Origin of the sequence: Plantactinospora sp. WMMB782, from assembly GCF_049179135.1 — a bacterium.
Lineage (GTDB): Bacteria > Actinomycetota > Actinomycetes > Mycobacteriales > Micromonosporaceae > Plantactinospora.
In genome coordinates this window covers 1,620,611-1,645,357 of record NZ_JBMHMC010000007.1, presented here as the reverse complement: position 1 = coordinate 1,645,357, position 24,747 = coordinate 1,620,611, and the positions used below count along the sequence as shown (strand labels likewise).

The window sequence follows — 24,747 nt, the reverse complement described above, 5'->3', positions numbered from 1 at the left end:
TAACTTATCGGCACTGCCACCACACGGTAGCCTCAGCGGGGGCGACCAAGGAGCGCACGGTGGACGAAACAGGGCAACCCGGAGCCCCCACACCGGGAGAGAACGGTAACGGGGCAGGTCCGCAGGGTGACCCGGCCCGTCCGGTCAACGGCTGGGCGGCCGACGCCGGTTGGTCCGGCGCCGAGACCGGTGTCGATCCGGGCGGACGGCAGTGGCACCCGACGGTCGAGCCGGCGGTGAGCCGCGGCTGGGGCGACCGGGCGGCGTACGCTCCACGGCCGCTGCCCGCCTCGCCCGGCATTCCGATCCGCGAACTCCGGCAGCCGGTCAACGGCGTGCATCTGGGCGAGGCGCCCGAGCCGGACCGGGGCTGGAGCGGCGGGCCCGGCTATCCGTACGAGGCGGAGGTGCTCGATCCCGCCGGACGGCACGGAGTCGGGCCCGACCTGCCGACCGGTGGCATCCCGGACTATCCGGGCCAGTCGGGGCAACTTCCGGGCGAGCCGGATCCGCCCGGCACCGCCCGGCACGCCTTCGGCGAACCCGGTTACGGCGATCCGGACCGTGCCGCTTTCGGCCCGGCCGGGCATCCGCCGCGCTGGGGAGAACCGACGGCGCCGGTGCACCCTGGTCCGATTTCCGCGCCACCGGCCGCGGTCTCCGGGCCACCCGGTCCGGTGCCGATGCCGCCGGTGGTGACATCGGGTCCACCGGCGGCCACCTCCGGGCTGCCCGCCGTCACCTCCGGACCACCGGCCGCGGTCTCCGGACCGCCGCCCGGTACGCCCGGTCAGTCGGGTGGAGCGGCCCCGGCCGAGCACCTGGTGCCGGCCGACTTCGAGCGTGGGCACGGCTTCCGGTCGCCGCCCGAGCAGGGCCACCCGCCGGTGACCGAGATGACCGCGCTGATGCCCGCCGTACCCCGGCAACCCGACCGGTCCGCCGGCCAGCCGCCCGCTCCGGAGCAGGCCGGCCCGGCGGGACCGGGCTGGCGTCCGGCGGAGACGGACGAGCGTGGGCCGGTGCCGGCCCAGCCGGCCGACTTCCGTGCCCAGGAGCAGTCGAACTGGTCGCCCGGCTGGGCCCCGCCGTGGGCTCCGGCCGGGATGCCCGCGGAGCAGGAGGTCAGCCGCCACCCCGAGAGCCAGCACGCCGCCGAGACCGTCCCGCCGGTCGAGCCGTCCCGCGAACCGGAGAACCCCGGCGGGCGGGCGCAGCGCTGGTCGCCGAGCTGGGCCGACCAGTCGGCGCAGCGGGCAGCCGAGGCGCCGGCCGGGCCGGATCCGGGCGAGGGGCAGGGCCGGCCGGCGGCCGGACCGGGCTTCACCGTGAACCCGGCAGCCCGGAACGCACCGACGGCACCGGAGGGCGGGGCCCGGTCAGGCGCGACGGGTGATTCCGCTGGCTATCCCGGGCCGACAGCGCCCGGTCCGGACGCGCCCGGCTACCTACCCGGCCCCGGCGGCCTCGCCGGTCCGACCGGACCGGAGCCACCGGGTCAGTCGCCTGGTCAGGAAGCGGCCGGCTACCTCTCCGGTCCACCCGGCCAACCCGGCCCACCCGGTCCGGACGCGCCCGGCTACCTGCCCGGCCCTGACGGTCTCACCGGCCCTGGCGAGCTTTCCGGGTCCGGCGGACTTTCCGGTTCCGGCGGTCCGGTCGGCCCTAATGAACTTTCCGGTCATGGTGGGCTCTCCGGTCATGGTGGGCTCGTCGGCCCAGGTGAGCTTTCCGGTTCCGGCGGGTCCGAGTCGTCCGGCTACCTGAGCGGTCCGGCCGGGCCGGGGCCCGAGCCGTCGGGCCCGCAGGCCGGGCCCATCCCGGGGCCGGAATCCACGGCCCAGCCGTCCTGGCACAGCTCCGGCGCCGAGGCGACCGGCTATCCGTCCGCCCCGTCCGGCCCGCAGCCGGGCCCGGAGCCGGCCGGCTACCCGCCGGCCGGTCAGACGCCTGGTTACCCGCCGGTCGGGCAGGCGTCCGGTTATCCGTACCGGAGGGAGGCGCTCGCGTTGCCGACCGCGCCGAGTCATCCCGGTGCGCCGTACCGCTATCCGGAGTCGGCCCCGGCGGAGCCCGCGCCCGCCGCCCGGCCGGCGGACCCCGGTGACGTGTTGCCGCAACGCGTACCGGCCGAGCCAGACGTGCCGACCGTGCCGGAGCCACCCAACGTGGAACCGCCCGCCGAGACGCCGGAACTGGCCCGGATCGCCACCCATCTGCGTCGGGAGGACGGAGCGGCACAACTGCACGAGCGACCGGACGGCTTCGACGTCAACGCGATCCTGGACGCGGTCCGGGGAGTTGCCGGGGTACGCGGCGCCTCGCTGCGTACCACCCCGGCCGGGGCGCACAGCCTGCGGCTGGATCTCGCCGACGGCGCCGATCCCGCCGAGGTGAGCCGGCACGTGGCGCGGCTGCTCCAGGAACGGATGGGGCTGGCCGCCGCCCCGCAGAACCTGCCCGGCACGCCGGCGCCGGCCAGCTTCACCGGCGCCGCCGAGCCGCCCCGCGTCGCGGCGGCGCCGCCCCGGCACGCGCCGCCGGCCGAGCCGGAACCCCGGCCCGAGCCGGCAGCCGAGGAACCCCGCCGCCGGCACCAGGCGCCGGGACACCGGGGCCGGGCCACCGTCGGCGAGCCGGCGACGGCGCCACGGACGGAGCCGGCCCGCAACGCGGCTCCGCCCGGCGGCAGCGCGAGCACCGGCGGCACCTTCTACTCGGGCAGCCAGGTGACCACCACCGAGACCGCGCCGTCCCGGCCGCTGAACCCGGGTGCACCGCCCGGCCCTCGGGTGATCATCGACCACGTGCAGGTGAGCACCTTCGGGCTGGACGCCACCGTCGAGGTGCGGCTCGCCGCCGGGAAACAGCCGGCGGCCGGGCTGGCCACCGGGCCGGCCGTCGACGGGTACGTGTTGCGGCTCTGCGCCGTGGCGGCGGCCGCCGCCGTCGACGAACTGCTGAGCGCATCGACCCGGGTCACCGAGCGGGGCCGGTGCTTCGTCGAGCACGCCGCGGTGGTGCCGTTCGGCAGTTGCGAGGTGGCCACCGTGGTGGTGCTGCTGGTCTGCGACGGCTGGGTGGAACAGTTGGCCGGCTCGGCGCTGGTCTCCGGCGACCCGCGGCAGGCCGTGGTCCGGGCCACCCTGGCGGCGGTCAACCGGCGCCTTGAGGCGTTGCTCACCTGATCTGCCGCCGAGTCGGTCCGGCCGGCGGGGCAAACGGCACGAACCGGGGCGGAGACCTCCAGCAGGTGTCTCCGCCCCGGACCGGTCCGGCCCGGCACGGCGGCGTGATCTCCGTACGGGCGGCACACTTGACGGATGAAGCGTGCGCTGCTGGCGGCGGACGAGTCGATCGTCCGGGACGAGATACCGCCGCCCTGGCCCGGCCGGGGGGTACGGATCGACGGCGCGGTCACCTACGTCCGGCAGACCCCGGCCACCCGCCCGGACGCCGAACCCGCGCTCTACGTGCACGGGCTCGGCGGCTCGGCGCAGAACTGGACGGACCTCGCCGGCCTGCTCGCCGACCGGCTGGACGGGCACGCCATCGACCTGCCCGGCTTCGGGCGCAGCGACCCGGCCCGGAGGTACACGATCCCGGCCTTCGCCGACCGGGTGGTCCGGTACATCGAGCACTCCGGCCGGGGACCGGTGCACCTGTTCGGCAACTCGCTCGGCGGAGCCGTCTCGGTACGCGTCGCCGGCCTTCGCCCGGACCTGGTCCGTACGCTCACGCTCGTCTCGCCGGCGATGCCGTTCCTCGACCCGCGACGGTCGTTGCAGGGCCGGCTGGTGCCACTGCTGGCGGTGCCCGGGGCGGAACGGCTGGCCTCGCGCTGGCTGACCCAGTTGCCGCCGGAGGAGATGGCCCGGCAGGTGATGGAGGCGTGTGTCGCCGACGTCACCCGGATCTGCGACCAGCGCCGGCTGGAGGCGGTCGAGGAGATCCGGATCCGGTACACCGCCGAGCACTACGCGGCGGCCTACCTGCGTACGCTGCGCGGCCTGGTCGGCAGCTTCGTCCGGGCGTACCTGCCGGGGGCCGGCTCGCTGTGGCGGATCGCCAGCCTGATCAGCGCGCCGACCCTGGTGATCGGCGGCGGACAGGACCGGCTGGTGGACGTCCGGGTACCGGCCCAGGTGGCCCGGCTGATCCCGGACAGTCGACTACTGCTGTTGCCCGGTGTCGGGCACGTGCCGCAGTTGGAGGTGCCCCGGACGGTCGCCCGGGCCGCCCTGGCGCTGCTGGACGAGACCAGCCCGCTGCCGGCCGTACCCCGCTGACCTGCGTCGACGGTTGACCCCTGAGGATGGGGTGCAACCAACGGGACGGGTCAGGCGTACTAAGTGAGCGTGTGGAGAAGAGACCGTGGCCGGCCTCCGGCGACCGGGGACGTACCGGCGGCTCCGAGATCGGCACACCGGCGACCTGCCCGGCGGTACCGGCGTGGCCGGCGGCTCGCGGTGCTGCTGCTGAGCGTGGCCGGCGCGGTCGCGGTGGTGGGACTGCTTGTGCCGCCGACCGATCGGCTGACCGCGGACGAGTCGCCGGCCGCCGCCGGACCGACGCCGCCGCCCGCCGGATCGTCGTCGACCCCGAGCCCCACGCCCACGCCCACGCCGAGCCGGACGCCCGCGCCGGTGCTCCGGCTTCCCGGCCAGGTGCCGTCGACCGGGCCGGGCAGTTTCAGCTACGCCACCGGCCGGGGCGAGGTGCTGGGCCGGGCCGGGACGCTGCGGCGCTACCGGGTGGCGGTGGAGCGCAACGTCGACGGGCATCTCGCGGAGTTCACCACGAAGGTGGACGCCGCGCTGGCCGACCGGCGCAGTTGGATCGGCAGCGGCCGGCTGCGGTTGCAGCGGGTGCCGGACAGGTTCGGTCACGACTTCACGGTCTACCTGGTCACCGCCGGTACGGCCCAGAAGATGTGCGCCGCGTCCGGGGTGAACATCCGGGTCGGCGGCAAGCCGTACACCTCCTGCCGGGGCACCGGGCGGGTGATCATCAACCTGGATCGTTGGGTCTCCTCGGTGCCGCACTACGTCTCGGCGAAGGTGCCGCTGGACCGCTACCGGACGTACGTGGTCAACCACGAGGTCGGGCACGAGTTGGGGCACCGGCACGAGCGCTGTCCGCGCCGGGGCCGGGCCGCCCCGGTGATGATGCAGCAGACGCTCTTCCTCAACGGCTGTGTGGCGAACCCGTGGCCCTACCTGGAAGGTGAGCGGTACGCCGGTCCACCGCTGTAGCCGGCCGGGCGGTTCGGCGGCGGATCGGTTCTGGACGGCGGCCCCGCGGCCGTATTCCCCGCTCCCGGATTTCGGGCAGGTGTTTCAGCTCATGGTCCGTTTCGGCTCCGGCGAGGAACAATGGCCGGACATGCCACTGTCGATGCGCTCAGCCGCCGGCTGAGCGAGGATCCGAACCGGGGAGTCCACCGTGTCACTGCCCCCGCTCGTCGAACCCGCCGCCGAGCTGACCGTTGACGAGATCCGCCGCTACTCGCGCCACCTGATCATCCCGGATGTCGGGGTGGCGGGGCAGAAGCGGCTGAAGAACGCCCGGGTGCTCTGCGTCGGCGCCGGTGGCCTCGGCTCGCCGGCCCTGATGTACCTGGCCGCGGCCGGAGTCGGCACGCTGGGCATCATCGACTTCGACACCGTCGACGAGTCCAACCTCCAGCGACAGATCATCCACGGCCAGTCGGACGTCGGCCGGTCGAAGGCCGAGTCCGCGGCGGCGAGCATCCGCGAGATCAACCCGCTGGTGCAGGTCGAGATCCACAACACCGCCCTGGACCGGGACAACGTCCTGGAGATCTTCGGCCAGTACGACCTGATCGTTGACGGTACGGACAACTTCGCCACCCGCTACATGGTCAACGACGCGGCCGTACTGCTCGGCAAGCCGTACGTCTGGGGGTCGATCTACCGGTTCGACGGCCAGGCGTCGGTGTTCTGGGCCGAGCACGGACCCTGCTACCGCTGCCTCTACCCGGAGCCGCCGCCGCCCGGCATGGTGCCGTCCTGTGCCGAGGGCGGGGTGCTCGGCGTGCTGTGTGCGTCGGTCGGCTCGATCCAGGTCACCGAGGCGATCAAGCTGCTGACCGGGATCGGCGAGCCGCTGGTCGGCCGGCTGATGGTCTACGACGCGCTGGAGATGTCGTACCGGAAGATCAAGGTCCGCAAGGACCCGAACTGCGCACTCTGCGGGGAGAACCCGACCGTCACGGAGCTGCTGGAGGACTACGAGGACTTCTGCGGCGCGGTCTCACCGGAGGCCGAGGAGGCGACGCTGGACGCCACCATCACGGCCCGGGAGCTGAAGGAGTGGCAGGACGCCGGCAAGGACATCTTCCTGGTCGACGTCCGGGAGCCGGCGGAGTACGAGATCGTCCGGATTCCGGGGGCGACGCTGATCCCGAAGGGCGACATCCTCTCCGGCGCCGCGCTGGCCACGCTGCCGCAGGACAGGCAGATCGTGCTGCACTGCAAGTCCGGGGTACGCTCCGCCGAGGCGCTGGCCGCGGTGAAGGCCGCCGGGTTCCGGGACGCGGTGCACGTCCAGGGTGGGGTGCTCTCCTGGATCAAGCAGATCGACCCGTCGCTGCCCGCCTACTGACCGCCCGTCGGGCCGACAGCGGCCCGGCTACCGACCCACCGGTCCGACCTCTCCCGCGCGGGGCGGCTCCTTCCTGGAGCCGCCCCGCGTCGCGTTTCCGGCAGCGCAGTTACTCGGCGATGTAGCAGATGTACTATCTTCTCGCATAGCTACATGACGAGGGGGTGTAGACCTATGACCATTGCCGAGACCCCGGACCGGACCGCCGAGTCCGCCGGGACGACGGGCGAGCGGCCGGTGCTGGACGTCCGTGACCTGCGGATGCGCTACGGCAGCACCGACGTGCTGACCGGGGTCACCTTCACGGCCCGCCCGGGTGAGGTGCTGGTGCTGCTCGGTCCGAACGGTGCCGGCAAGACGACCACCATCGAGATCCTCGAAGGGTTCCGGATGCGTTCGGCCGGCGACGTCACGGTGCTGGGGGTCGACCCGGCACACGGGGACGAGCGGTGGCGGGCCCGCCTCGGCGTGGTGCTCCAGTCCTGGCGCGACCACGCCAAGTGGCGGGTACGCGAACTCCTCGCCCACCTCGGCTCGTACTACCGGCCGTACTCGACCGAGCAGATCCGGCGCCCCTGGGACGTCGACGAACTGATCGACGCCGTCGGGCTCAACCCGCACGCCGGCAAGCGGGTCGGCCAGCTCTCCGGCGGGCAGCGACGGCGGCTGGACGTGGCGATCGGCATCGTCGGCCGTCCCGAACTGCTCTTCCTCGACGAGCCGACCGCCGGCTTCGACCCGGAGGCCCGGCGCGAGTTCCACGACCTGGTGCACCGGCTCACCGACCTCGACCAGACCACCATCCTGCTCACCACGCACGACCTCGACGAGGCCGAGAAGCTGGCCGACCGGATCCTGATCCTGGCCGGCGGCACGATCATCGCCGACGGCTCGGCCGACCAGCTCTCCCGGCGGATGTCGGCGGAGGCCGAGGTCAGGTGGAGCCGGGACGGGCAGCGGTTCGTGCACGCCACCACCGACGCCACCAGGTTCGTCCGGGACCTCTTCGGCCAGTACGGCGACAGCATCGCCGACCTGGAGGTCCGGCGGGCCAGCCTGGAGGACACCTACATGGCACTGGTCCGGGAGTTCGAGTCCGGCCGGAGCCTCGCCGCGCTGCGCGACTTCGAGGAGGCCGACCGATGAACCCGATCTCGACAGCGCTCCGGTCCGGTGTGCGACGCGGCGGGATCGAGGTGCGGCAGTCCCTCACCAACGCACAGGACCTGTGGAACTACCTTTTCCCCAACTTCTCCTTCCTGCTCGTCATGTTCTTCATGCGCGACGCCACGGTGCCCGGCACGGACTTCTCGCTCGGCGCCCGTACCCTGCCCAGCGTGCTCGGCGGCGGGCTGGCGTTCGGTGCGCTGGTCACGATGATGATGACGCTCACCGTGGAGCGCGAGGACGGCACGCTGCTGCGGGCCAAGGCGATCCCGAACGGCATGCTCGGCTATCTGGTCGGCAAGGTGGTGCAGGTCGCCGGGATGAGCGTGCTCGGCTCCGTCATCCTGGTGGTGCCCGGGGTGCTCCTGGTCGGCGGGATGACCGTGGACGGCCTCGGCTCGTGGCTGACCCTGGCCTGGGTGGTGCCACTCGGCCTGGTCGCCTGCCTGCCGCTCGGTGCGGTGCTCGGCTCGATCTTCGACAATCCCCGCAACGTAGGCATCATCATGCTGCCTATCATGGGCCTCGTCGCGACCTCGGGGATCTTCTATCCGATCACCAACTTCCCGGTCTGGTTGCAGTGGATCGGCCAGGCGTTCCCGATCTACTGGCTGGGTCTGGGCACCCGCTCGGCCCTGCTGCCGGACGAGCTGGCGGCGACGGAGATCGGCGGCTCCTGGCAGCACCTGGAGACGTTCGGCATGCTGGCCGGCTGGGCACTGCTGGGTCTGCTGGTGGCACCGATCGTGTTGCGCCGGATGGCCCGGCGGGAGTCCGGTTCGAGCGTCGCCGCCCGGAAGGAGAAGGCGATGCAGAGAGTCGGCACTTGATGAGCGAGGCGATCTACAACCGGATCGCGGTGCTGCGGGTCGAACGCGGGATCTCCCGGCGGGAACTCGCCGACGCGCTCGGGGTGCACTACCAGACGATCGGCTATCTGGAGCGCGGCGAATACAACCCGAGTCTGCACCTGGCGCTGCGGATCGCGCGGTACTTCGAGGTCTCGGTGGAGGTGGTCTTCTCCACCGAGCCCTTCCCGAGGATCGGGGCCGCCGAACGCGCCAGCGCCTGAGCCCTCGACCGGGCCCGGCGGCCGAGGAGCCGCCGGCCGCCGGATCAGACCAGCAGCACCAGGTCGTCGCGGTGCACGACCTCGCGTTCGTACCCCGGTCCCAGGGCGGCGGCGAGTTCCGAGGTGGAGCGGCCGAGCAGGCCGGGCAGCTCCACCGCGTCGTAGTTGACGAGTCCCCGGGCGACCGCCGCGCCCGCGCCGTCGACCAGGTCCACCGGGTCGCCGGCGGTGAAGGTGCCGTCGACCGCGGTGATCCCGGCCGGCAGCAGGGACTTGCGCCGGTCCACCACCGCCTGCACCGCACCGGGATCGAGGTGCAGCCGCCCCCGGGGGGAGGTGGCGTGGGCCAGCCAGAAGAGCCGGGCCGCCGGGCGCCGGCGTACCCGGTGGAAGAGGGTGCCGACCGGCTCGCCGGCCAGCGCGGCCGGAGCCAGCGGTGCGGCGGTCAGCACCACCGGGATGCCGAACCCGGTGGCGATCCGGGCCGCCTCCACCTTGGTGACCATGCCACCGGTGCCGACCCCGGCCCGGCCGGCCCGGCCGACCGCCACCTCGGCGAGGTCCTGCTCGTCGCGGACCTCCTCGACGCGTACCGTGCCGGGGCGGGCCGGGTCGCCGGTGTAGAGGGCGTCCACATCGGAGAGCAGGATCAGCAGGTCGGCGTGGACCAGGGCGGCCACCAGGGCGGCCAGCCGGTCGTTGTCGCCGAACCGGATCTCGTCGGTGGCCACCGTGTCGTTCTCGTTGACGATCGGCACCGCACCGAGGTCGAGCAGCTTGCGCAGCGTGCGGTAGGCGTTGCGGTAGTGCGCCCGCCGGGTCACGTCGTCGACGGTGAGCAGCACCTGGCCGACGGTGCGGCCGTGCCGGGCGAAATTGGCGGAGTAGCGGCCGATCAGCAGGCCCTGCCCGACGCTGGCGGCGGCCTGCTGGGTGGCCAGGTCACGGGGGCGGGCCGGCAGCCCCAGCGGCGCCAGGCCGGCGGCGATCGCCCCGGAGGACACCAGCACCAGCTCCCGGCGGTCCGCCGCGGCGGACCGCCGGCGCCCCACCCCGGCCGGTCGGGCGTCCGGCTCGGTGCCCGGGGTGCCGGCCGGACCCTCGGCCAGCCAGCCGGCGAGTACGTCGGCCAGCGCGTCGACCCGTGTCGCGTCCAGGCCACCGGCGGCGGTGGTCAGCGACGAGGAGCCGACCTTGACCACGATCCGGCGTGCTGTGGTGACTGCTTCCCGCACCCGCCCATTCTGCGGTGCGCGTCCCGGCCCGCCCCGCCGGCCCGTCCGGTACTCCCATATCGTGGCAGCTCATGACGCCCGAGGAGTACGTCGAAGAGGTGCTCGCGCTTGTCGAGCGGATCCCACCGGGCCGGGTCATGTCGTACGGCGGGATCGCCGACTACCTGGCCGACCGCTCCGGCCGGTCCTCGGCCCGGCTGGTCGGCTCGATCATGGCCCGGCACGGTGCCGGCGTGCCGTGGCACCGGGTGGTCAACTCGGCCGGCCGGCTGCCGCCGGGGCACGAGTCCGAGGCCCGGTCCCGACTGCGCGCCGAGGGTGTTCCGCTGCGCGGCACCGGGGTCGACATGGCGGCGGCCGACTGGCAGCCGGCGCAGGAGCCGCACCCGTCCGACTGAACGTGCGTCGCCCGGGCCGTACCCGGGTCAGCTCACGGTCAGCTCACCAGGGCGGTCGGCTGGGCGCTGCGGCGCAGGATTCGGTCCTTGTCCGGGCCGCCCGGCACGGTCACCAGCAGGCAGCCCGAGCGGGGCGCGACCGAGGCGGGCGAGCCGAGCACCTGGGCACCGCGCACCAGCACCGCCGCGAGTTCGGTGTCCCGGATGCGTACCCCGAGGATCGTGGTCCGGACGTGCCGGCCGGCGGCGAGCAGCGCGGCCCGCCAGGCGGCGGCGGCCAGCGCCTGCCGGCGGGCGTTGCGCGGCGCGGAGGCGCCGATGGCGGCCGGGTCGAGCAGCGCGGTACGTCCCTGCCGCCAGCCCATCGAGAGTACGGCCGGCTGCCCCGGGTCGGTGAGGTGCAGGCGGTGCAGTTCGTAGCGGCGCCGGACACCGGCGGTGATCCGTTCCGGCCGGGCCGGCATGCCGAGCCGGACCAGCAGTTCGGCCAGACGGGTGGCGGCAGCCTCCGAGCTGAACTCGGCCACCAGCGTTGCCGGCTGCCGCACCCCCTCCACCTGGATGCACCTGATCAGGCACGCCGCCTCGAAGGCGTCCGCCAGCGAGGTTCGGTCCAGCAGGTTGGCTCTGCCGGACGGCCGTAGGGGTGGCCGCGTGAAGGCGTACGCCCCGGTGCTCCAGACCATCTCTGTCGCCCCCCGTTTTCGCGACGACCAACTACTTTCAACGGTGGCCGTTACCGCGCCGACGCGGTAGACATCGGCTCAAGGCTTGAGCAAAATTTGCGCTGAGTGTCGATCATCGCCGGGGTGGTGGTGGGGTGGGCGAGGCACGGTGGCACCGACGCGTCGGCCGGAAACTGCCCGGTCGGCGGTTCGGGCTGCCCCGGCTCGGGCTGCCCCGTGCGCGGTCAGGCAGGCTCGCCGCGGCGCTGGTCGTGGTCGCGGTCGTGCTGCCGGGCACCACCGGCTGCACCACCGAGGCGGCCGAGCCGAGCCGACTGCGGATCGCCACCGGCAGCGCCACGGCGGTCTACTACGCGGTCGGTCAGTCGCTGGCCGGCATCCTCAACCGGGAGTTGCCGGACGTGACGGCGAGCGTGGTGGTGACCGCCGCGTCGGCGGAGAACGTCTCGCTGGTCCGCACCGGCCGGGCCGAACTCGGCTTCACCCAGGCCGACATCCTGGCCACCGAGCCGGCTCAGCGGGCCGGGCTCAGCGCCGTCGCCCGGGTCTACGACGACCTGCTGCACCTGGTCACGCTGAGCCAGCAGCCGATCCGCCAGCTGACCGACCTGACCGGCAAACGGGTCGCGATCGGCGCACCCGGCTCCGGCACCGCGGTCACCGCCGAGCGGCTGCTGGACGTGGCCAAGGTCGACGACAAGCTGGCCGAGACGCTCCGGCTCGGCATCGACGACTCGGTGGCCGCGCTGCGGGCCGGCCGGATCGACGCGTTCTTCTTCTCCGGCGGACTGCCGGTCAAGGCGGTGGCGGACTTCGCCGAGCAGACCCAGGCCCGCTTCGTCGACCTCGGACAGTGGGTCGAGCCGCTGCGGCGGTCGTACCGGGAGGTCTACGTGCAGCGGGACATCCCCGCCTCGGCGTACGGGTCGGCGCCGGTGACCACCGTGGCGGTGCCGAACTACCTGGTGGTGGCGACGGACCTGCCGGAGCAGCTCGTCTACGACGTGACCCGGCTGCTGATGCAGCGCCGGGACGAACTCTCCAGTGCGCATCCGGCCGCCGCCCGGCTGAACGTGCAGTCGGCGATCACCACCACCCCGCTGGCGTTGCACCCCGGCGCGGCCCGCTACTACCAGACGCACAAGCCCTGAGCCGGAGCCGCCGTCGTCACGGCCCGCCGGGGCGGACCCGCCTCAGGGCTCGCCACTGCGGAACCAGACGTCGGCGGTCAGCCCGGTCGGCTCGGCCGGGCGCATGGTGAGCCGGCCGCCGGAGGCGTCGACGAGTACCGCCACGATTGTCAGGCCGAGGCCGGCGCCGTCGATGTTCTGGGTGTCCGGGGCCCGCCAGAAGCGCTCGGTCGAGGACTGGAGCTGGGCGCCGGTCATCCCCGGGCCGTCGTCGCCGACCCGGACCACCACCCCGTCGTCGTCGCGGTGCACCGAGACCTCGACCCGGCCGCCGGGGTGGCCGAACTTGACCGCGTTGTCGATCAGCGCGTCGAGCACCTGGTCGACGGCGGTACGCACCGCCCGGGCGGGCACCGGGCCGGCGACCGGGGTAAGCGTCAGCGTCATGCCCCGGTGGTTGGCCAGCGGCTGCCAGGCGGCGACCCGGGACGCGGCCACCGCCGCCGCGTCCACCACCACCATTGTGTGCTCGGCCCGCTCCGCGCGGGCCAGGGTGAGCAGCCCGTCGAGTACCTGGGCCAGCCGGTCGGTCTCCTCCAGCGCCAGTTTGTGCTCGTCCCGGCCGTACTCGTCGGTCAGGCTCGGCCCGAGTTCCTCGACCCGCAGCCGGAGCGCGGTCAGCGGGTTGCGGAGCTGGTGGCTGGCGTGCGCGACGAAGGCCCGCTGCCGTTCCAGCGCGTCGGCGACCGCGTCGGCCATCTCGTTGAAGCTGGTGGCCAGCCGGCGCAACTCCGGCGGACCCTGCTGGGTCGGCACCCGGGCCAGGCCGTCACCGGCCGCGATGTCGTGGGTCACCACGTCGAGCACGGTCACCGGGCGCAGCACCCAACCGGCCAGCCGGAACGCCGTCATCACCCCGGCGGAGACCGCGAGCAGCCCGACGGCGGCCAGGACCGCCCACCAGATGGTGACGGTCCGGCGCACCCGTTCGGTGGCCGAGACGGTGATCACCGCACCGATCACCTCACCGCCGTCGCTCACCGGTACCGCCACCACCAGCGGGCCGACCTGCCAGGGCCAGAGCACCTCCGGCACGGTCATCTGCCGGCCGGCGAGCGCGCCGAAGGTCGCCGTGTCGGTCGGTCCGGTGTCCGGGCGCGGGCCGGCCGGGGCGGCCACCTGGCGGCCCTCCCGGTCGATCACGGCGGCCCGGATGCCGTACAGCTCCTGGTAGCGCTGCAACTCGTCGTTTATCGCGCTGACCGCGCCGGTACGCAGGGCGGGGCCGGCGAGCGAGGCGAACCGGTTGGCGTCGGCGAGCCGGTCCGCCCGGACCCGTTCGGTCTCCCGGTTGGCGAGGGTGATCGCCAGCGGGGTCTCCAGGGCGAGCAGCACCAGGATCATGAGCAGCGAATAGCTGAAGACCAGGCGGCGGCGCACGGAAGGAGTCCCTACTCGGCCCGGAGCCGGTAGCCGACGCCGCGCACCGTCTGCACCAGGTCCGGGTCGCCGAGCTTGCCGCGCAGCGAGCCGACGTGCACCTCGACGGTGTGCCGGGCGGCGCCGGTGGTCGGCCAGACGTCCAGGACGATCCGCTCGTGCGGCACCACCACACCCGGTTGCCGGGCCAGCGACACCAGGATGTCGAACTCCTTGCGGGTCAGCGCGACCCCGGCGGCGCGTACCGTGACCAGCCGGGCGGCGACGTCGATCCAGATCGGGCCGACCTCGATCACCTCGGGGTGCGGCACCCCGGCCCGGGCCCGGCGCAGCACCGCGACGATCCGGGCCTCCAGCTCGGCCATCGAGAACGGCTTCACCACGTAGTCGTCGGCACCCATCCGCAGCCCGATCACCCGGTCGCGTTCCTCGCCGCGCGCGGTCACCGCGATGATCCCGAGCTGGGCGCTGCGCTGCCGCAGGGCCCGGCACACCTCCACCCCGTCGCCGTCGGGCAGGGTGAGGTCGAGCAGCACCAGGTCGCAGGGGGCGGCCGCGAGCGCGGCGGCGGCGGTGCCGGCCCGCTCCACGTCGTAGCCCCGCCGGGAGAGGGCGCCGGCCATCGCACCGGCCACCCGGGCGTCGTCCTCGACCAACAGGATGCGCATCCCGGCCGCTCCTCGTCTGTCGTACCAGCCGTTGCGCATCATCCCCCATCCGGCTGGTCGAACACAGCTGCGCAGGGTGCCGGGACACTCAAGATTGGCTCAACGATCGGGGCAAAGCCGCGGTGTGGACGGGCGCCGATCCCACCAGACCGGGTCCACCGGCGACACAATGGTCAGGTGGAGCCAGTTGCGTTACGGTCTGTAGCGGTGAAGTTGGGCCGCGTCGACCGGGTTTACCAGGTCTTGAGGGTGGCCACGGCGCGATGCCGAGCGGCCGGATCGATCAGGACCTGGATGTTGAGGCGGGTGGGGCTGCCGCCGGGAAACGCCACCTCGCCCTTGCCCGACTTTCGGACAACGTTGGCCGACGTATAAGGAACTATGCGAGCGACTATAGATGCTGATGGTTGGTCTTGCTGAGCGCGCTGGGGCTAGCATGAGTTTCCGGGAAGGGTCGGTTCGACCCTTCCCGGAAACGCGTAGAGCTACCTATTTGTACGATTCTTGCGATTCCAGGAGTACTGGACAATTCCGGCTACCGGAGCAGCGGCCACAATGCTCGCGACGACTGCGAATGTGCCCTTGGCATCATTGAAGGCGACCTGCAGGAAGAAGAAGAATCCCGCGAAGGCTAGCCAGCTCAGCCAGAAGACGCGAGCCCTGGTGGCATTCATTGGTCAACCTCCATCTACCTGTCTGCCGGCAATTGCAGTGATGGTACGAGCAGTGTGATCAAGGGGATGGACTGTCGGATCCCTGTGCGGCGTCAGGACTTGCGTCACCGCAGCTGCGTCCGTCGTCAGTTCATGACATCGACCGCCGCCCTCAGTGGCGCGCCTATCTCCAGAATTCGAAGGGCGGACCACCAAGAGAGCGCTGTACTCCTGGCATGGCACGCTCACAAGCCTAACAGTCGATGCAAATCACTGCCTGTCAGCAGCTTCCCGTGCGCCACATGCTGGTGACGCCGTCTCCCAGCACCCAGCGGGCCCGCCAGTTGCAACCCTCCTTGACGCCGTACTCCTTGAACGATTCCGCTACTGCGGTAACGATAAGTGCGCCCGCAGCAGCGCATGCGGCCGCCGCCAGCCCGCCGGCTGAACACATTAGCGCCCCCACTGCCGCTCCGACCGCTGCGCCACCAGAGGAGATGATGATCCGCTGATCGGCGGGGTTCAAAGTGACCACGAAAGTCAGCGGCCACCAACTCTCACGACTGATGCTCGGATCTGCGACGACCGGAAAGACCGCACCAGCCGTGGTGATGTGCTGTGTGAGGTACTCCCCGTCGATGCTATACGAGGTGGCGAGTCTCTTGCCTGTCGCGTCTACAGCCCAAGGAGCATCGATTACGGCAGCTCCCTTGATGACACTGTCTCGAGAATTGGAGGGAAGGATGCCGATCCGGCCGTCTTCCAGTGGCAGAAGTTCGGCGCCAGAGAAGCGATAGGTATAGCTTGTAGGTGCTGAGGCGCTTTCTAGGACCGTAATTACCTGCGCGGCATCCATGGCGTTACGAAGAACCAGATCTACATCGTCGCCGTCGCGTACGGTATTTCCGTTTGCCGCGCGGTCGGCGCGACTAGCGCCCACGTCCGGCAACTCCATTGAAACGCTGAGGTCGCTTGAGTTTATCCGCACCGGAGCCGAGGCGTCAGTGGGAAGAACCACGTTTACAGTCTCTCCAGGAGTGCCTGCGGGCGCCTTCGTGGTGGTAGTGGTGCGGGCGACTTTTTGGGCCATCCGATCGGCCAGCTGGGACGATGATTCAACATCGCCCTCGGCGACAGCCGGCGCGCCGATCAGCGCAACTGTGAGGAACGTGGTCAACGCTACCACAGCAGGTTTGAGCAAAGCATGATGTTGCACAAGGACCTCCCCGGGACCTATTCGCTATTGGTTGACGGGTAATCGCCGCCATCCGACCCTTCCAGCGTCCAATCGCGGGATCAGTCTCCCTCGATGGCCGATTCGCACAAACTAGGCCGAGGGGCGATAGAAAATCGATACGGAGGCGATATGCAAGTCGTCTCACGGGCGGCGGACAGGACCATCGAAGTCGCCGGCGCGGCAAGACCGACGCCATTGACGCCGAAGCAGCAGCTCGAGCAGTCCTGTCCGGCTGGACATCCATAGGGCATCAGACTCGTCGCCCGCTACGAAGCCACCGCTCACATCGCCGCGATCAACGAATGGCTGTAACCGACTTCGACACAGCCCTACGCCGATCGGCCACCGTCGCCGTACGAAAGCGGGAGCCCGCAGGCAAGATCCATGCCGATAGCATCCCGGCGCATGGACGCCGTGCCCGGCACTCGCGCCGACCTCTCCGAGTCCCCGTCCCCGGCCACCCTGCCACGCCGGGTGCACGCCGGGTACGCGCTCGGCTCGCTGGCCACCGGCGCCTTCGGCACGGTGCCCGGCCTGGTGCTGCTGCCGTACCTGACCGACACCCTGGGGGTGGCCGCCGGGCTGGCCGCCCTGCTGGTGCTGCTGCCGAAAGCCTGGGACGTGCTGGTGAACCCGGTCGCCGGGCGGATCTCGGACCGGACCCGGTCGCGCTGGGGTGCCCGCCGGCCGTACCTGCTCGGTGGCGGGCTCGGCCTCGCACTCCTCTTCGCGGCCATCTTCGCGGCGCCGTTCCCGCCCGGACCGGCCGCCGCCGGGTACGTCGCACTGGCCTTCCTGCTCACCGCGACAGCATTCGCCTTCTTCCAGGTCCCGTACGTCGCCATGCCGGCCGAGCTGACCGACGACTACGCCGAGCGGACCAGGCTGATGACCTGGCGGGTGGCGGTGTTGGCGCTGGCCATCCTGGTCTCCGGCGCACTGGCCCCGGTGGTGGTGGCCGCCGGTGGGGACGGCGCGTCCGGGCACCGCTGGCTCGGTCTCTTCGTGGCGGTGCTGATCGCGGTCGGCGCGGTCGGCGCGTTCCTCGGCACCCGGACCGCGCCGACCGGGACGGTGCTGGCCAGCGAACCGAGCCTGCGGGCCCAGCTCGCGGTCGCCGCCGCCAACCGGCCGTTCCGGCTGCTGCTGGTCTGCTTCGTGGTGCAGGCGGCCGGGATCGCGACAGTGCTCGCCGGAGTGGCCTACTTCGCCGAACATGTGCTGCGGGATCCGGAGACCGGCGCCACGCTGCTCTTCGCGTGTTTCGTCGGCCCCGCGTTGCTGGTGATGCCGCTCTGGAGCCGGGCCGGCGCCCGGCTCGGCAAGCCGCGCGCGTTCGCCGTCGCGTCGCTGATCTTCGCGGGTGGCGCGCTCGCCCTGGCCGCCGCGCCGGGGCTGCCGGCCCCGGCGGTCTATCTGGTCGTCGCGGCGATCGGCTGCGGGTACGCCGGCCAGCAGGTCTTCGGGATGGCGATGCTGCCGGACTGCATCGCGTACGACACGGCGCGCACCGGCCGCCGCCAGGCGGGAGTCTTCACCGGGGTGTGGACGGCCGGCGAGACGTTCGGGTTGGCGCTCGGGCCGGGCATCTACGGCCTGGTGTTGCAACTGTCCGGTTACGTCTCCTCGTCGACGGGTCAGGCGGCGGCGCAGTCCGGCACCGCCCGGGCCGGGGTGCTTGTCGGCTTCACCGTGCTGCCGGCCCTGCTGGTCGGGCTCGCCCTGCTGGCCATGCGCGGCTACGACCTCACCCCGGAGCGGCTGGCGGCGGTGTCGGCCGCCGAGCCGGAGCGGTAGCCGGGTCGCTTCCCCAGCCGCTGGTGAGCCGTTCGTACGCCACCCGGGCGGCCCAGCACATTCCGGTGTGATCCGGCGGCCTTCCGCACGACCGGCAGGTGCCACCGCTGCTGACGTGGCGCAGGAGCACGCTGCGCATCTCGGCCCGTTCGACGGACTCCGGCACGGGCACCGGTCCAGGGTCGGTCAGCGGCACGGGCTGCTGCGGTAGGTCGTCGCTGAACACCCGCGTCCTCCTCCTACGCCAGACGGCAGGTCCGGCCACGGAGCCCTACGTCGCGTAGCCGGACCGCCTTCCGCCCCACCTGGTTTGCCGACCGGAGGGGCTATATCAAGGAGGGTGCCATGGCTGCCATGGCTAGGCAAGGATCCACGGGGAGTGGTCTACTGAAACTGCCGACCGGAGGGGATTTCAGTAGTGGCTCCCTATTCGTCTATCTATGAGCGCATCGCCGATGAAATGGCGGAGCGGATCGCGTCCGGGGAGTTCCCGCCCGGCGCCAAGCTCCCGACCCGTGCCGAGCTGTGCGCGCAGTATGAGGTTTCGGACTTCGTGGCGGATCGCGTCTTCCTGACGCTCAAGCTGCGCGGCCTGACGGAGACCGTTCCCGGGCGCGGTGTGTACGTGAAGAAGGACTGAGTGGCCCGGCATCAGAGCATGGATTGATGCCGTGATCGCAAATCACAAGGGGGTCGAAAATTGCCGATCCACCAGCCGGCGGCCCGGCGCTGGTGACGCCGTGCCACCGCGTTACCGCTACGAGGAAATAGCTGACGACCTGGAGAAGCGGATCGAGGCGGGGGAGTTCCCGCCCGGCTCCCGGCTGCCCAGTCGACGAGAGTTGATCGAGCACTACGGCGTCACGGAGCCGGTCATCGACCGGGCCATGCAGAACCTCCGCGCCAAGGGCATCACCGAGACGCTGCCCGGCGTCGGCGTGTACGTCCGGGAGCGCTGAGAGATTCGGCACCACGGCATGGATTCGTGCCGTGGTCGCAGGTCACAAGGGGGTCGGCGGGGTCGTCACGACTGTTACGGTGGCCGCCATGATCGACGCGTTGCCGCCGGTGGGCGTACCCGCGGACAAGGTGCTCGCCGAGCTCGGCGAGCTGCGCGCCGCGGACCTGCCGACGCACGGCGGCCGGCTCTTCGCCTACGTCTACGACCCCGCCGTGGCCGGGCTGGACGAGCTGGCCAACGCGGCGCACGCGCTGGCGGCACACGTCAACGGACTGGACCCGACCGCCTTCCCGTCCCTGCTGACCCTGGAGAACGCCCTGGTCGGCGCCGCCGCCCGGCTGCTCGGCGGCGGGCCGGGGACGACAGCGCCGCAGGTCGCCGGCAGCGTCACCGGTGGTGGCACCGAGTCGCTGGTCCTGGCCGTCAAGGCGGCCCGGGACGCCCGGCCGGAGGTGACCCGGCCCCGGCTGGTGGTGCCGACCAGCGGGCACGCGGCGTTCGCAAAGGCGGCCCACCTGCTCGGGGTCGCCCTCGACCAGGTGCCGGTGTCGGCCGAGACGCTCCGCCCCGCACCCGGGGACGTGGCGGCGGCGATCGGCCCGGAGACCGTACTCGTGGCCTGCTCGGCACCGTCGTACCCGTACGGGGTGGTGGATCCGGTCGCCGAGATCGCCGAGCTGGCCGCCACGGCCGGGGTGCGCTGCCACGTGGACGCCTGCTTCGGCGGGTGGGTCCTGCCGTACCTGCGCCGGCTCGGCGTGCCGGTGCCGCAGTTCGACTTCGGGGTTCCCGGGGTCACCTCGATCTCGGTGGACCTGCACAAGTACGCGTACACCCCGAAGGGCGTCTCGGTGCTGCTGCACCGGGACCCGGGGCTGCGCCGGCCGCAGTACTTCGCGTTCGCCGGCTGGCCCGGCTACACGATGGTGAACCCGGTGCTCTCGTCCACCCGGTCCGGTGGGCCGATCGCCGCCGCGTACGCCACGCTGCGGCACCTCGGCGACGCCGGCTACCTCACGCTGGCCGAGCAGACCCTGGCGGCGGTACGCGGACTGGCCGGCTCGGTCTCCGCAGTGGACGGCCTGCGTCTGGTCGCCGAGCCGGAGTCGACGGTGGTCTGCTTCACCAGCACCGACCCGGGGCTGGACCTGTTCGTCCTCGCCGACGAGCTGACCCGGCGCGGCTGGCACACCCAGCCCCAGCTCTCGTACGCCGGCCTGCCGGTCAGCATCCACCTCTCGGTGACCGCCTCGGTGGCGCCCCGGGTGCCGGAGTTCGGCGCGGACCTGCGGGCGGCGGTGGCGGACGCCCGCGCGGCCGGCCCGGTGGCGCTTCCCGCCGAACTGCTGGGCGTGCTCGACGCGCTGAGCCCGGAGTCGCTCACCCCGGAGCTGGTCGCCGGGGTGGCCGGCGGGCTGGGCCTGGACCCGGCCGGCGGCCGTGCGCCGGAGCGGATGGCCCCGGTCAACACCCTGCTGGACGCGGCGCCGATCCCGGTCCGGGAGGCGCTGCTGGCGGAGTTCCTCGGCCTGCTGCAGCGTCCCGGCTACTGATCCGGTCCCTCCTTGCCGGTGCGGCAACCCATCGACGAATGTTGCCGGTGGGTATTTACTGTTAACAATCTTTCTTTTATGTTGAGGAGACCTTCCCGATGCAGTAAAGGAGCCCACGATGCGAAGAACCGTGGTCCTGGCGGTCACGACGGTGGCGACCGTCGTCTCCGCCCTCCTCGTCGCCCCGCAGGCCGCCCAGGCGCACGGCTACATCTCCTCGCCACCGAGCCGGCAGGCGCTCTGCGCCCAGCGGGCGGTGTCCTTCGACTGCGGCCAGATCCAGTGGGAGCCGCAGAGCGTGGAAGGCCCGAAGGGGCTGCGCAGTTGCCACGCCAACATCGGACACTTCTCGGTGCTGAACGACGACAGCCGGCCCTGGCCGGCAACCTCGGTCGGCCAGACGGTCAACTTCAACTGGGTGCTCACCGCCCGGCACGCCACCAGCACCTGGGAGTACTACATCGGCAACTCCCGGATCGCCGTCTTCGACGACGGCGGCCGGCAGCCCGGTGCCACCGTCTCGCACAGCGTGAACATGGGCGGTCGCAGTGGCCGGCAGAAGCTGCTGGCGATCTGGAACGTCGCCGACACCGCGAACGCCTTCTACGTCTGCGTTGACCTCCAGATCGGCGGCGGGAGCGGCAACCCCAACCCGAACCCCACCCCCACCCGGACCAACAACCCGACCCCGCCGCCGGCCACCACCGCCCCACCACCGGCCGGCGGAACCTGGCGGGCCGGTACGGCGTACCCGGTCGGCAGCCAGGTGACCTACGGCGGTGCGACGTACCGCTGCCGCCAGGCGCACACCGCGATCGCCGGCTGGGAGCCGCCGAACGTACCGGCACTCTGGCAGCGCGTCTGACGCCGGCCCGCCGGGACGTACCCGTCGCGGATACGGACCCGTACCCCCTGCGGGTCCGTATCCGCCACAGGTCCGCTTCCGGGGCCGTACCAGGAGACGAGGGGAGACGAGGGCATGAAGGGTTTCCGCCGTACCCTGATCGTCGCGACGCTGGTGCTGCTCGCCGGCTGCGCACCCGCACCGGCCGGGACCGGCGGTCCGGTCGCGGCCCCGGCACCCGCGCCGACCGGCCGCACCCCGGCGGCGACCGGCTCCGCCCCGGCGACCCCACCCGCCGGCACCTTCAACGACACCGACGTGATGTTCCTGCAGATGATGGTGACCTCGCACGGTCAGGGGCTGGCCCTGGTCCGGCTGGCACCCGAACGGGCCCGGCAGGAGGAGCTGAAGATCCTGGCGGCCGCCATCGAGGTCACCCAGGAGGCCGAGCAGCGGACCATGCGGGACTGGCTGCGCGGCTGGGGCCACAGCCCGTCGGCGGATCCGGCCGCGCACGCGCACGCCGACCACGGCGGACTGCCGGTACTCGACCCGGCCCAACTCGCCGCGCTGGCCCGGACCAGCGGGGCGAGGTTCGAGACGGACTTCCTCAATCTGCTGATCGGGCACCAGCACAGCGCCGTCGAGCTGGCCCGGATGGAGACGAGGTCCGGCAGCCACCCCGAGGTGCGCGAGCTGGCCCGGCGGATCGACGTGTCCCGGACCGCGCAGATCGACCAGATGCTGAAGATGCTGCCGCCGGCCGGATAGGTTCGCCGGCCGGATGGGTTCGCCTGCCGATGGCCCGGGTCGGAACCCGCGGTGCTGTGGTTCACTGTCGACGGGGAACCGGAGGAGGGGTGGACCGTGCAGCTACCGGCGGTGCTCGGCGAGCCGATCCGGTTCGTGCTCAACTGGGGCCGGCGCTACTCGCTCTGGGTCTTCAACTTCGGGCTGGCCTGCTGTGCGATCGAGTTCATCGCGACAAGCATGGGCCGGCACGACTTCATCCGGCTCGGCGTGATCCCGTTCGCGCACGGGCCCCGGCAGGCCGACCTGATGGTGGTCTCCGGGACGGTCACCGACAAGATGGCCCCGGCGATCAAACGGCTCTACGACCAGATGCCCGAGCCGAAGTACGTGATCTCGTTCGGCGCCTGCTCGAACTGCGGCGGTCCGTACTGGGACTCGTACTCGGTGACAAAGGGTGTGGACCAGATCATCCCGGTCGACGTCTACGTGCCCGGCTGCCCGCCGCGCCCGGAGGCACTGCTGCACGGCATCCTGCGCCTGCAGGACAAGATCGCCGCCGAGCGGTCCGGCCCCGGCGGAGTGGCCCGGCCGGACGAGCTCGCCTCGCCGGCCGACCGGGGCGGCGTACCGGCCGGGCGTGGCGCCGACGCGCTCACCGCGCCCCCGGTGCCGCCCCCGGCCGCCCGGCAGTGACCTCTCCCGAGCGACCCGACGGCGGCGGACAGGCGCCGGACAGCCTGGGCCCGGCCGCCGGGAACAGCGTGCCGGCGGCGGCCAGTCCGGTCGAGCTGGTCGCCGGCCGCCCACGACACTGGCGCTGGATCTGGTCGGCACCTGCGCACCCCGACCCGCTGGCTGACGCCGGAGCTGTCCGATCCGGGGCTGTCCGATCCGGCGATGCGGGCCGGACAGCCCCGGCGCCCGGAGGACGTCGTCATCCAGGGCGGATCAGAGGGGCTGGGCGGAGAGCAACACCTGGGACCAGCCGCTGGTGCTGACCGGGTCGTCGGAGTGGTAGGCGATGTCCGAGCCGTCGAAATCGAACGGATTGCGGTCCCGGTAGTGGTACATCCCGCCGGTCGCGACCCGGCCGTAGTAGTAGCCACCGCCCGGTGAGATCAGGTGCGTGTGGGTCCAGCCCGAGCGCAGCGGCCCGCCGTGCCAACCGGTACCCGTGATCAGGTAGGACGTCAACACGCCCCTGCTGGTGGTGCCGAGCAACCAGTCCGGACCGGCGGCCGTCAGCGTCTGCCAGTCGAAGGTGCCGTTGATGTCGATGTAGGTGGCGACGCCACCGCTGGTCGGCTTCGTCTCGGTCAGCGAGTACCGCCGCAGCCTGCCGTCGGTCATGGCGAACAACGAACCAGAACCGTCGTAGGTCAGCAGGTCCGGCGTCCAACCCGACGTCTGCAGCCGCACCGGCGGATCGTAGGTCAACGTGCCGCTGTTGTCGCGGATGTCGATCCGGAACAGCTCGCCCGCCGGCGAGGTCACCAGCAGCGTGTTGAAGTTCAACGTCGCCAACGTCGTCGGCATGAACGCCAACGGCGACGATTTCACGATCGACACGAAGTCGCCGGTCGTCGAATTGATCAGGCTGTACGACAGCCGGCGATCCGAAAGTACCCCGTAGATCCCGGTCCGTGCCGGGTTCCACAGCGCGTTGACGATGATCTGGGCATCGCCGCTCTCCGGCTGGTAGCGGTCGGGGTACGCGGAGACCTGCACGGCCTGGCAGACCGCGCCGATCTGGGCCGTCTGCCAGGAGTTGTTCGGATAGAGCTGGAGCATCTTGTTGAGGAAGGCGTTGGTGGCCCAGGTCGGGTTGAGCCGGTTCGTCGCCGAACCCCACGACGCGCGTTGCTGGAACAGGCCGAGACTGTCGTGGTCCACCTCCTCACTGATGTTGCGGATCCCGGTCTCGACGATCGTGGTGGTGACGGCGATGACCGCGGCCCGTGAGGTGAGGCCGCGGGCCTGCACGGCCGCTACGACCGCGCGGGCGCAGGACACCCGGTAGGCGTCCATGTAGCCGCGCATCTTGGCCCGGAGCTGACTGTTCAGTTGCGTCGCGAGCGCGGAGTCGGCGGAGGTGGGCCCACCGGAGACGCAGGGTGCCACCGGGTAGGCGGCGGTGACGAGGTCCGTACCGTCGGGTGCGGCAGCGGCGGCGGTCGCCAGCGATGACACGGTGAAACCGGCGAGGACGGCGCCGACCGCGGCCCTGGCTAGGTTGTGGCGGATGGGCATACGGCTCCTGGAGATCGACAGCAGTCCGCCGTGGTCGGTCACGACCACTCGGGCGGAGGCATCGTCCCGGTCGGGCGATGCGGCTCTGCTGACGATCGACGGTGGCGCTTGAATCTCGCACCAGGGCGCCTTCAACGAATCTTCAAGGCACTTCGCGCGGCCGGGCGGTTTTCCGGAAGACGGGCGTCGAGCTGCCGTCACCGGCCGCGTTGAGCCGCGCCGACGAGCTGGTCAACCGGACGCACGACGGCAGCCGTCCCGGACCCGCGGTCGGGA

At 72.1% G+C, this 24,747-nt stretch carries 22 protein-coding genes; 16 read left to right on the top strand and 6 right to left on the bottom strand.

Annotated elements, in window-relative coordinates; all coding sequences use genetic code 11:
- Positions 1–59: 59 nt before the first annotated feature.
- The 7 genes from ACN28A_RS09410 to ACN28A_RS09380 all read left to right on the top strand — a co-directional run bounded on the left by ACN28A_RS09410 (position 60) and on the right by ACN28A_RS09380 (position 8,866).
- Positions 60–3,188, top strand: coding sequence for a hypothetical protein (locus tag ACN28A_RS09410; protein WP_421394159.1), 3,129 nt, complete (start codon positions 60–62; stop codon positions 3,186–3,188).
- Between the two features lie 135 nt (positions 3,189–3,323).
- Complete coding sequence (locus tag ACN28A_RS09405) at positions 3,324–4,289, top strand: alpha/beta fold hydrolase (RefSeq protein ID WP_421394156.1); 966 nt, start codon at positions 3,324–3,326, stop codon at positions 4,287–4,289.
- Between the two features lie 180 nt (positions 4,290–4,469).
- A complete protein-coding gene (locus ACN28A_RS09400) occupies positions 4,470–5,255 on the top strand; it encodes a DUF3152 domain-containing protein (protein WP_421394154.1) in 786 nt (261 codons plus the stop codon).
- Between the two features lie 169 nt (positions 5,256–5,424).
- A complete protein-coding gene (moeZ, locus tag ACN28A_RS09395; protein WP_421404262.1) occupies positions 5,425–6,627 on the top strand; it encodes an adenylyltransferase/sulfurtransferase MoeZ in 1,203 nt (400 codons plus the stop codon).
- Positions 6,628–6,801: 174 nt separating this feature from the next.
- On the top strand, positions 6,802–7,773 hold the full coding sequence (locus ACN28A_RS09390) for an ABC transporter ATP-binding protein (RefSeq protein WP_421394152.1): 972 nt from the start codon (positions 6,802–6,804) through the stop codon (positions 7,771–7,773).
- On the top strand, positions 7,770–8,624 hold the full coding sequence (locus ACN28A_RS09385) for an ABC transporter permease (protein ID WP_421394149.1): 855 nt from the start codon (positions 7,770–7,772) through the stop codon (positions 8,622–8,624). Before ACN28A_RS09390 ends, ACN28A_RS09385 begins: the two co-directional genes overlap by 4 nt.
- Positions 8,624–8,866 carry a helix-turn-helix transcriptional regulator gene (locus ACN28A_RS09380; protein WP_421394147.1) on the top strand — a complete coding sequence of 81 codons (243 nt, stop codon included), beginning with the start codon at positions 8,624–8,626 and terminating at the stop codon, positions 8,864–8,866. The genes ACN28A_RS09385 and ACN28A_RS09380 overlap by 1 nt, the downstream gene beginning before the upstream one ends.
- A 44-nt stretch (positions 8,867–8,910) precedes the next feature.
- Here the strand turns inward: ACN28A_RS09380 and proB are convergent, their stop codons facing one another.
- A complete protein-coding gene (gene proB / locus ACN28A_RS09375; protein WP_421394144.1) occupies positions 8,911–10,101 on the bottom strand; it encodes a glutamate 5-kinase in 1,191 nt (396 codons plus the stop codon).
- A 71-nt stretch (positions 10,102–10,172) separates the two neighbouring features.
- Between proB and ACN28A_RS09370 the strand changes: the two genes are divergently transcribed.
- Entirely contained in the window at positions 10,173–10,499 is a 327-nt protein-coding gene (locus ACN28A_RS09370) for an MGMT family protein (protein ID WP_421394141.1), read from the top strand.
- A 38-nt stretch (positions 10,500–10,537) separates the two neighbouring features.
- On the opposite strand, the gene ACN28A_RS09365 is transcribed toward ACN28A_RS09370, so the two are convergent.
- Positions 10,538–11,185 (bottom strand): hypothetical protein, encoded by a 648-nt coding sequence (locus ACN28A_RS09365; protein WP_421394139.1) that lies wholly within the window; start codon positions 11,183–11,185, stop codon positions 10,538–10,540.
- 194 nt (positions 11,186–11,379) lie between these two features.
- Between ACN28A_RS09365 and ACN28A_RS09360 the strand changes: the two genes are divergently transcribed.
- Complete coding sequence (locus ACN28A_RS09360) at positions 11,380–12,336, top strand: TAXI family TRAP transporter solute-binding subunit (protein WP_421404260.1); 957 nt, start codon at positions 11,380–11,382, stop codon at positions 12,334–12,336.
- 42 nt (positions 12,337–12,378) lie between these two features.
- On the opposite strand, the gene ACN28A_RS09355 is transcribed toward ACN28A_RS09360, so the two are convergent.
- The 3 genes from ACN28A_RS09355 to ACN28A_RS09345 all read right to left on the bottom strand — a co-directional run bounded on the left by ACN28A_RS09355 (position 12,379) and on the right by ACN28A_RS09345 (position 16,277).
- The gene (locus ACN28A_RS09355; RefSeq protein WP_421394137.1) at positions 12,379–13,755 is read right to left on the bottom strand and encodes a sensor histidine kinase; all 1,377 of its coding nucleotides are present in this window, start codon (positions 13,753–13,755) and stop codon (positions 12,379–12,381) included.
- 11 nt (positions 13,756–13,766) lie between these two features.
- Complete coding sequence (locus ACN28A_RS09350) at positions 13,767–14,423, bottom strand: response regulator transcription factor (protein ID WP_421394135.1); 657 nt, start codon at positions 14,421–14,423, stop codon at positions 13,767–13,769.
- Between the two features lie 933 nt (positions 14,424–15,356).
- Positions 15,357–16,277 (bottom strand): hypothetical protein, encoded by a 921-nt coding sequence (locus ACN28A_RS09345; RefSeq protein ID WP_421394134.1) that lies wholly within the window; start codon positions 16,275–16,277, stop codon positions 15,357–15,359.
- Positions 16,278–16,718: 441 nt separating this feature from the next.
- Here ACN28A_RS09345 and ACN28A_RS09340 point away from each other — a divergent pair, with 441 nt between their 5' ends.
- The 7 genes from ACN28A_RS09340 to ACN28A_RS09310 all read left to right on the top strand — a co-directional run bounded on the left by ACN28A_RS09340 (position 16,719) and on the right by ACN28A_RS09310 (position 22,914).
- Positions 16,719–18,110: an MFS transporter gene (locus tag ACN28A_RS09340; RefSeq protein WP_421394132.1), complete on the top strand. Its 1,392-nt coding sequence runs from the start codon at positions 16,719–16,721 to the stop codon at positions 18,108–18,110.
- Between the two features lie 418 nt (positions 18,111–18,528).
- A complete protein-coding gene (locus tag ACN28A_RS09335) occupies positions 18,529–18,750 on the top strand; it encodes a winged helix-turn-helix domain-containing protein (protein ID WP_421394130.1) in 222 nt (73 codons plus the stop codon).
- 100 nt (positions 18,751–18,850) lie between these two features.
- Positions 18,851–19,069 carry a winged helix-turn-helix domain-containing protein gene (locus ACN28A_RS09330; RefSeq protein ID WP_101371566.1) on the top strand — a complete coding sequence of 73 codons (219 nt, stop codon included), beginning with the start codon at positions 18,851–18,853 and terminating at the stop codon, positions 19,067–19,069.
- Between the two features lie 88 nt (positions 19,070–19,157).
- A complete protein-coding gene (locus tag ACN28A_RS09325; RefSeq protein ID WP_421394128.1) occupies positions 19,158–20,624 on the top strand; it encodes a pyridoxal phosphate-dependent decarboxylase family protein in 1,467 nt (488 codons plus the stop codon).
- Positions 20,625–20,742: 118 nt separating this feature from the next.
- Positions 20,743–21,489, top strand: coding sequence for a lytic polysaccharide monooxygenase (locus tag ACN28A_RS09320; RefSeq protein WP_421394126.1), 747 nt, complete (start codon positions 20,743–20,745; stop codon positions 21,487–21,489).
- Between the two features lie 114 nt (positions 21,490–21,603).
- The gene (locus tag ACN28A_RS09315; RefSeq protein ID WP_421394125.1) at positions 21,604–22,239 is read left to right on the top strand and encodes a DUF305 domain-containing protein; all 636 of its coding nucleotides are present in this window, start codon (positions 21,604–21,606) and stop codon (positions 22,237–22,239) included.
- 96 nt (positions 22,240–22,335) lie between these two features.
- Positions 22,336–22,914, top strand: a complete 579-nt coding sequence (locus tag ACN28A_RS09310) for an NADH-quinone oxidoreductase subunit B (RefSeq protein WP_278064338.1) — start codon at positions 22,336–22,338, stop codon at positions 22,912–22,914.
- Between the two features lie 255 nt (positions 22,915–23,169).
- Here ACN28A_RS09310 and ACN28A_RS09305 read toward each other — a convergent pair whose 3' ends face one another.
- Positions 23,170–24,471, bottom strand: coding sequence for a hypothetical protein (locus tag ACN28A_RS09305; RefSeq protein WP_421394123.1), 1,302 nt, complete (start codon positions 24,469–24,471; stop codon positions 23,170–23,172).
- Positions 24,472–24,747 lie beyond the last annotated feature (276 nt).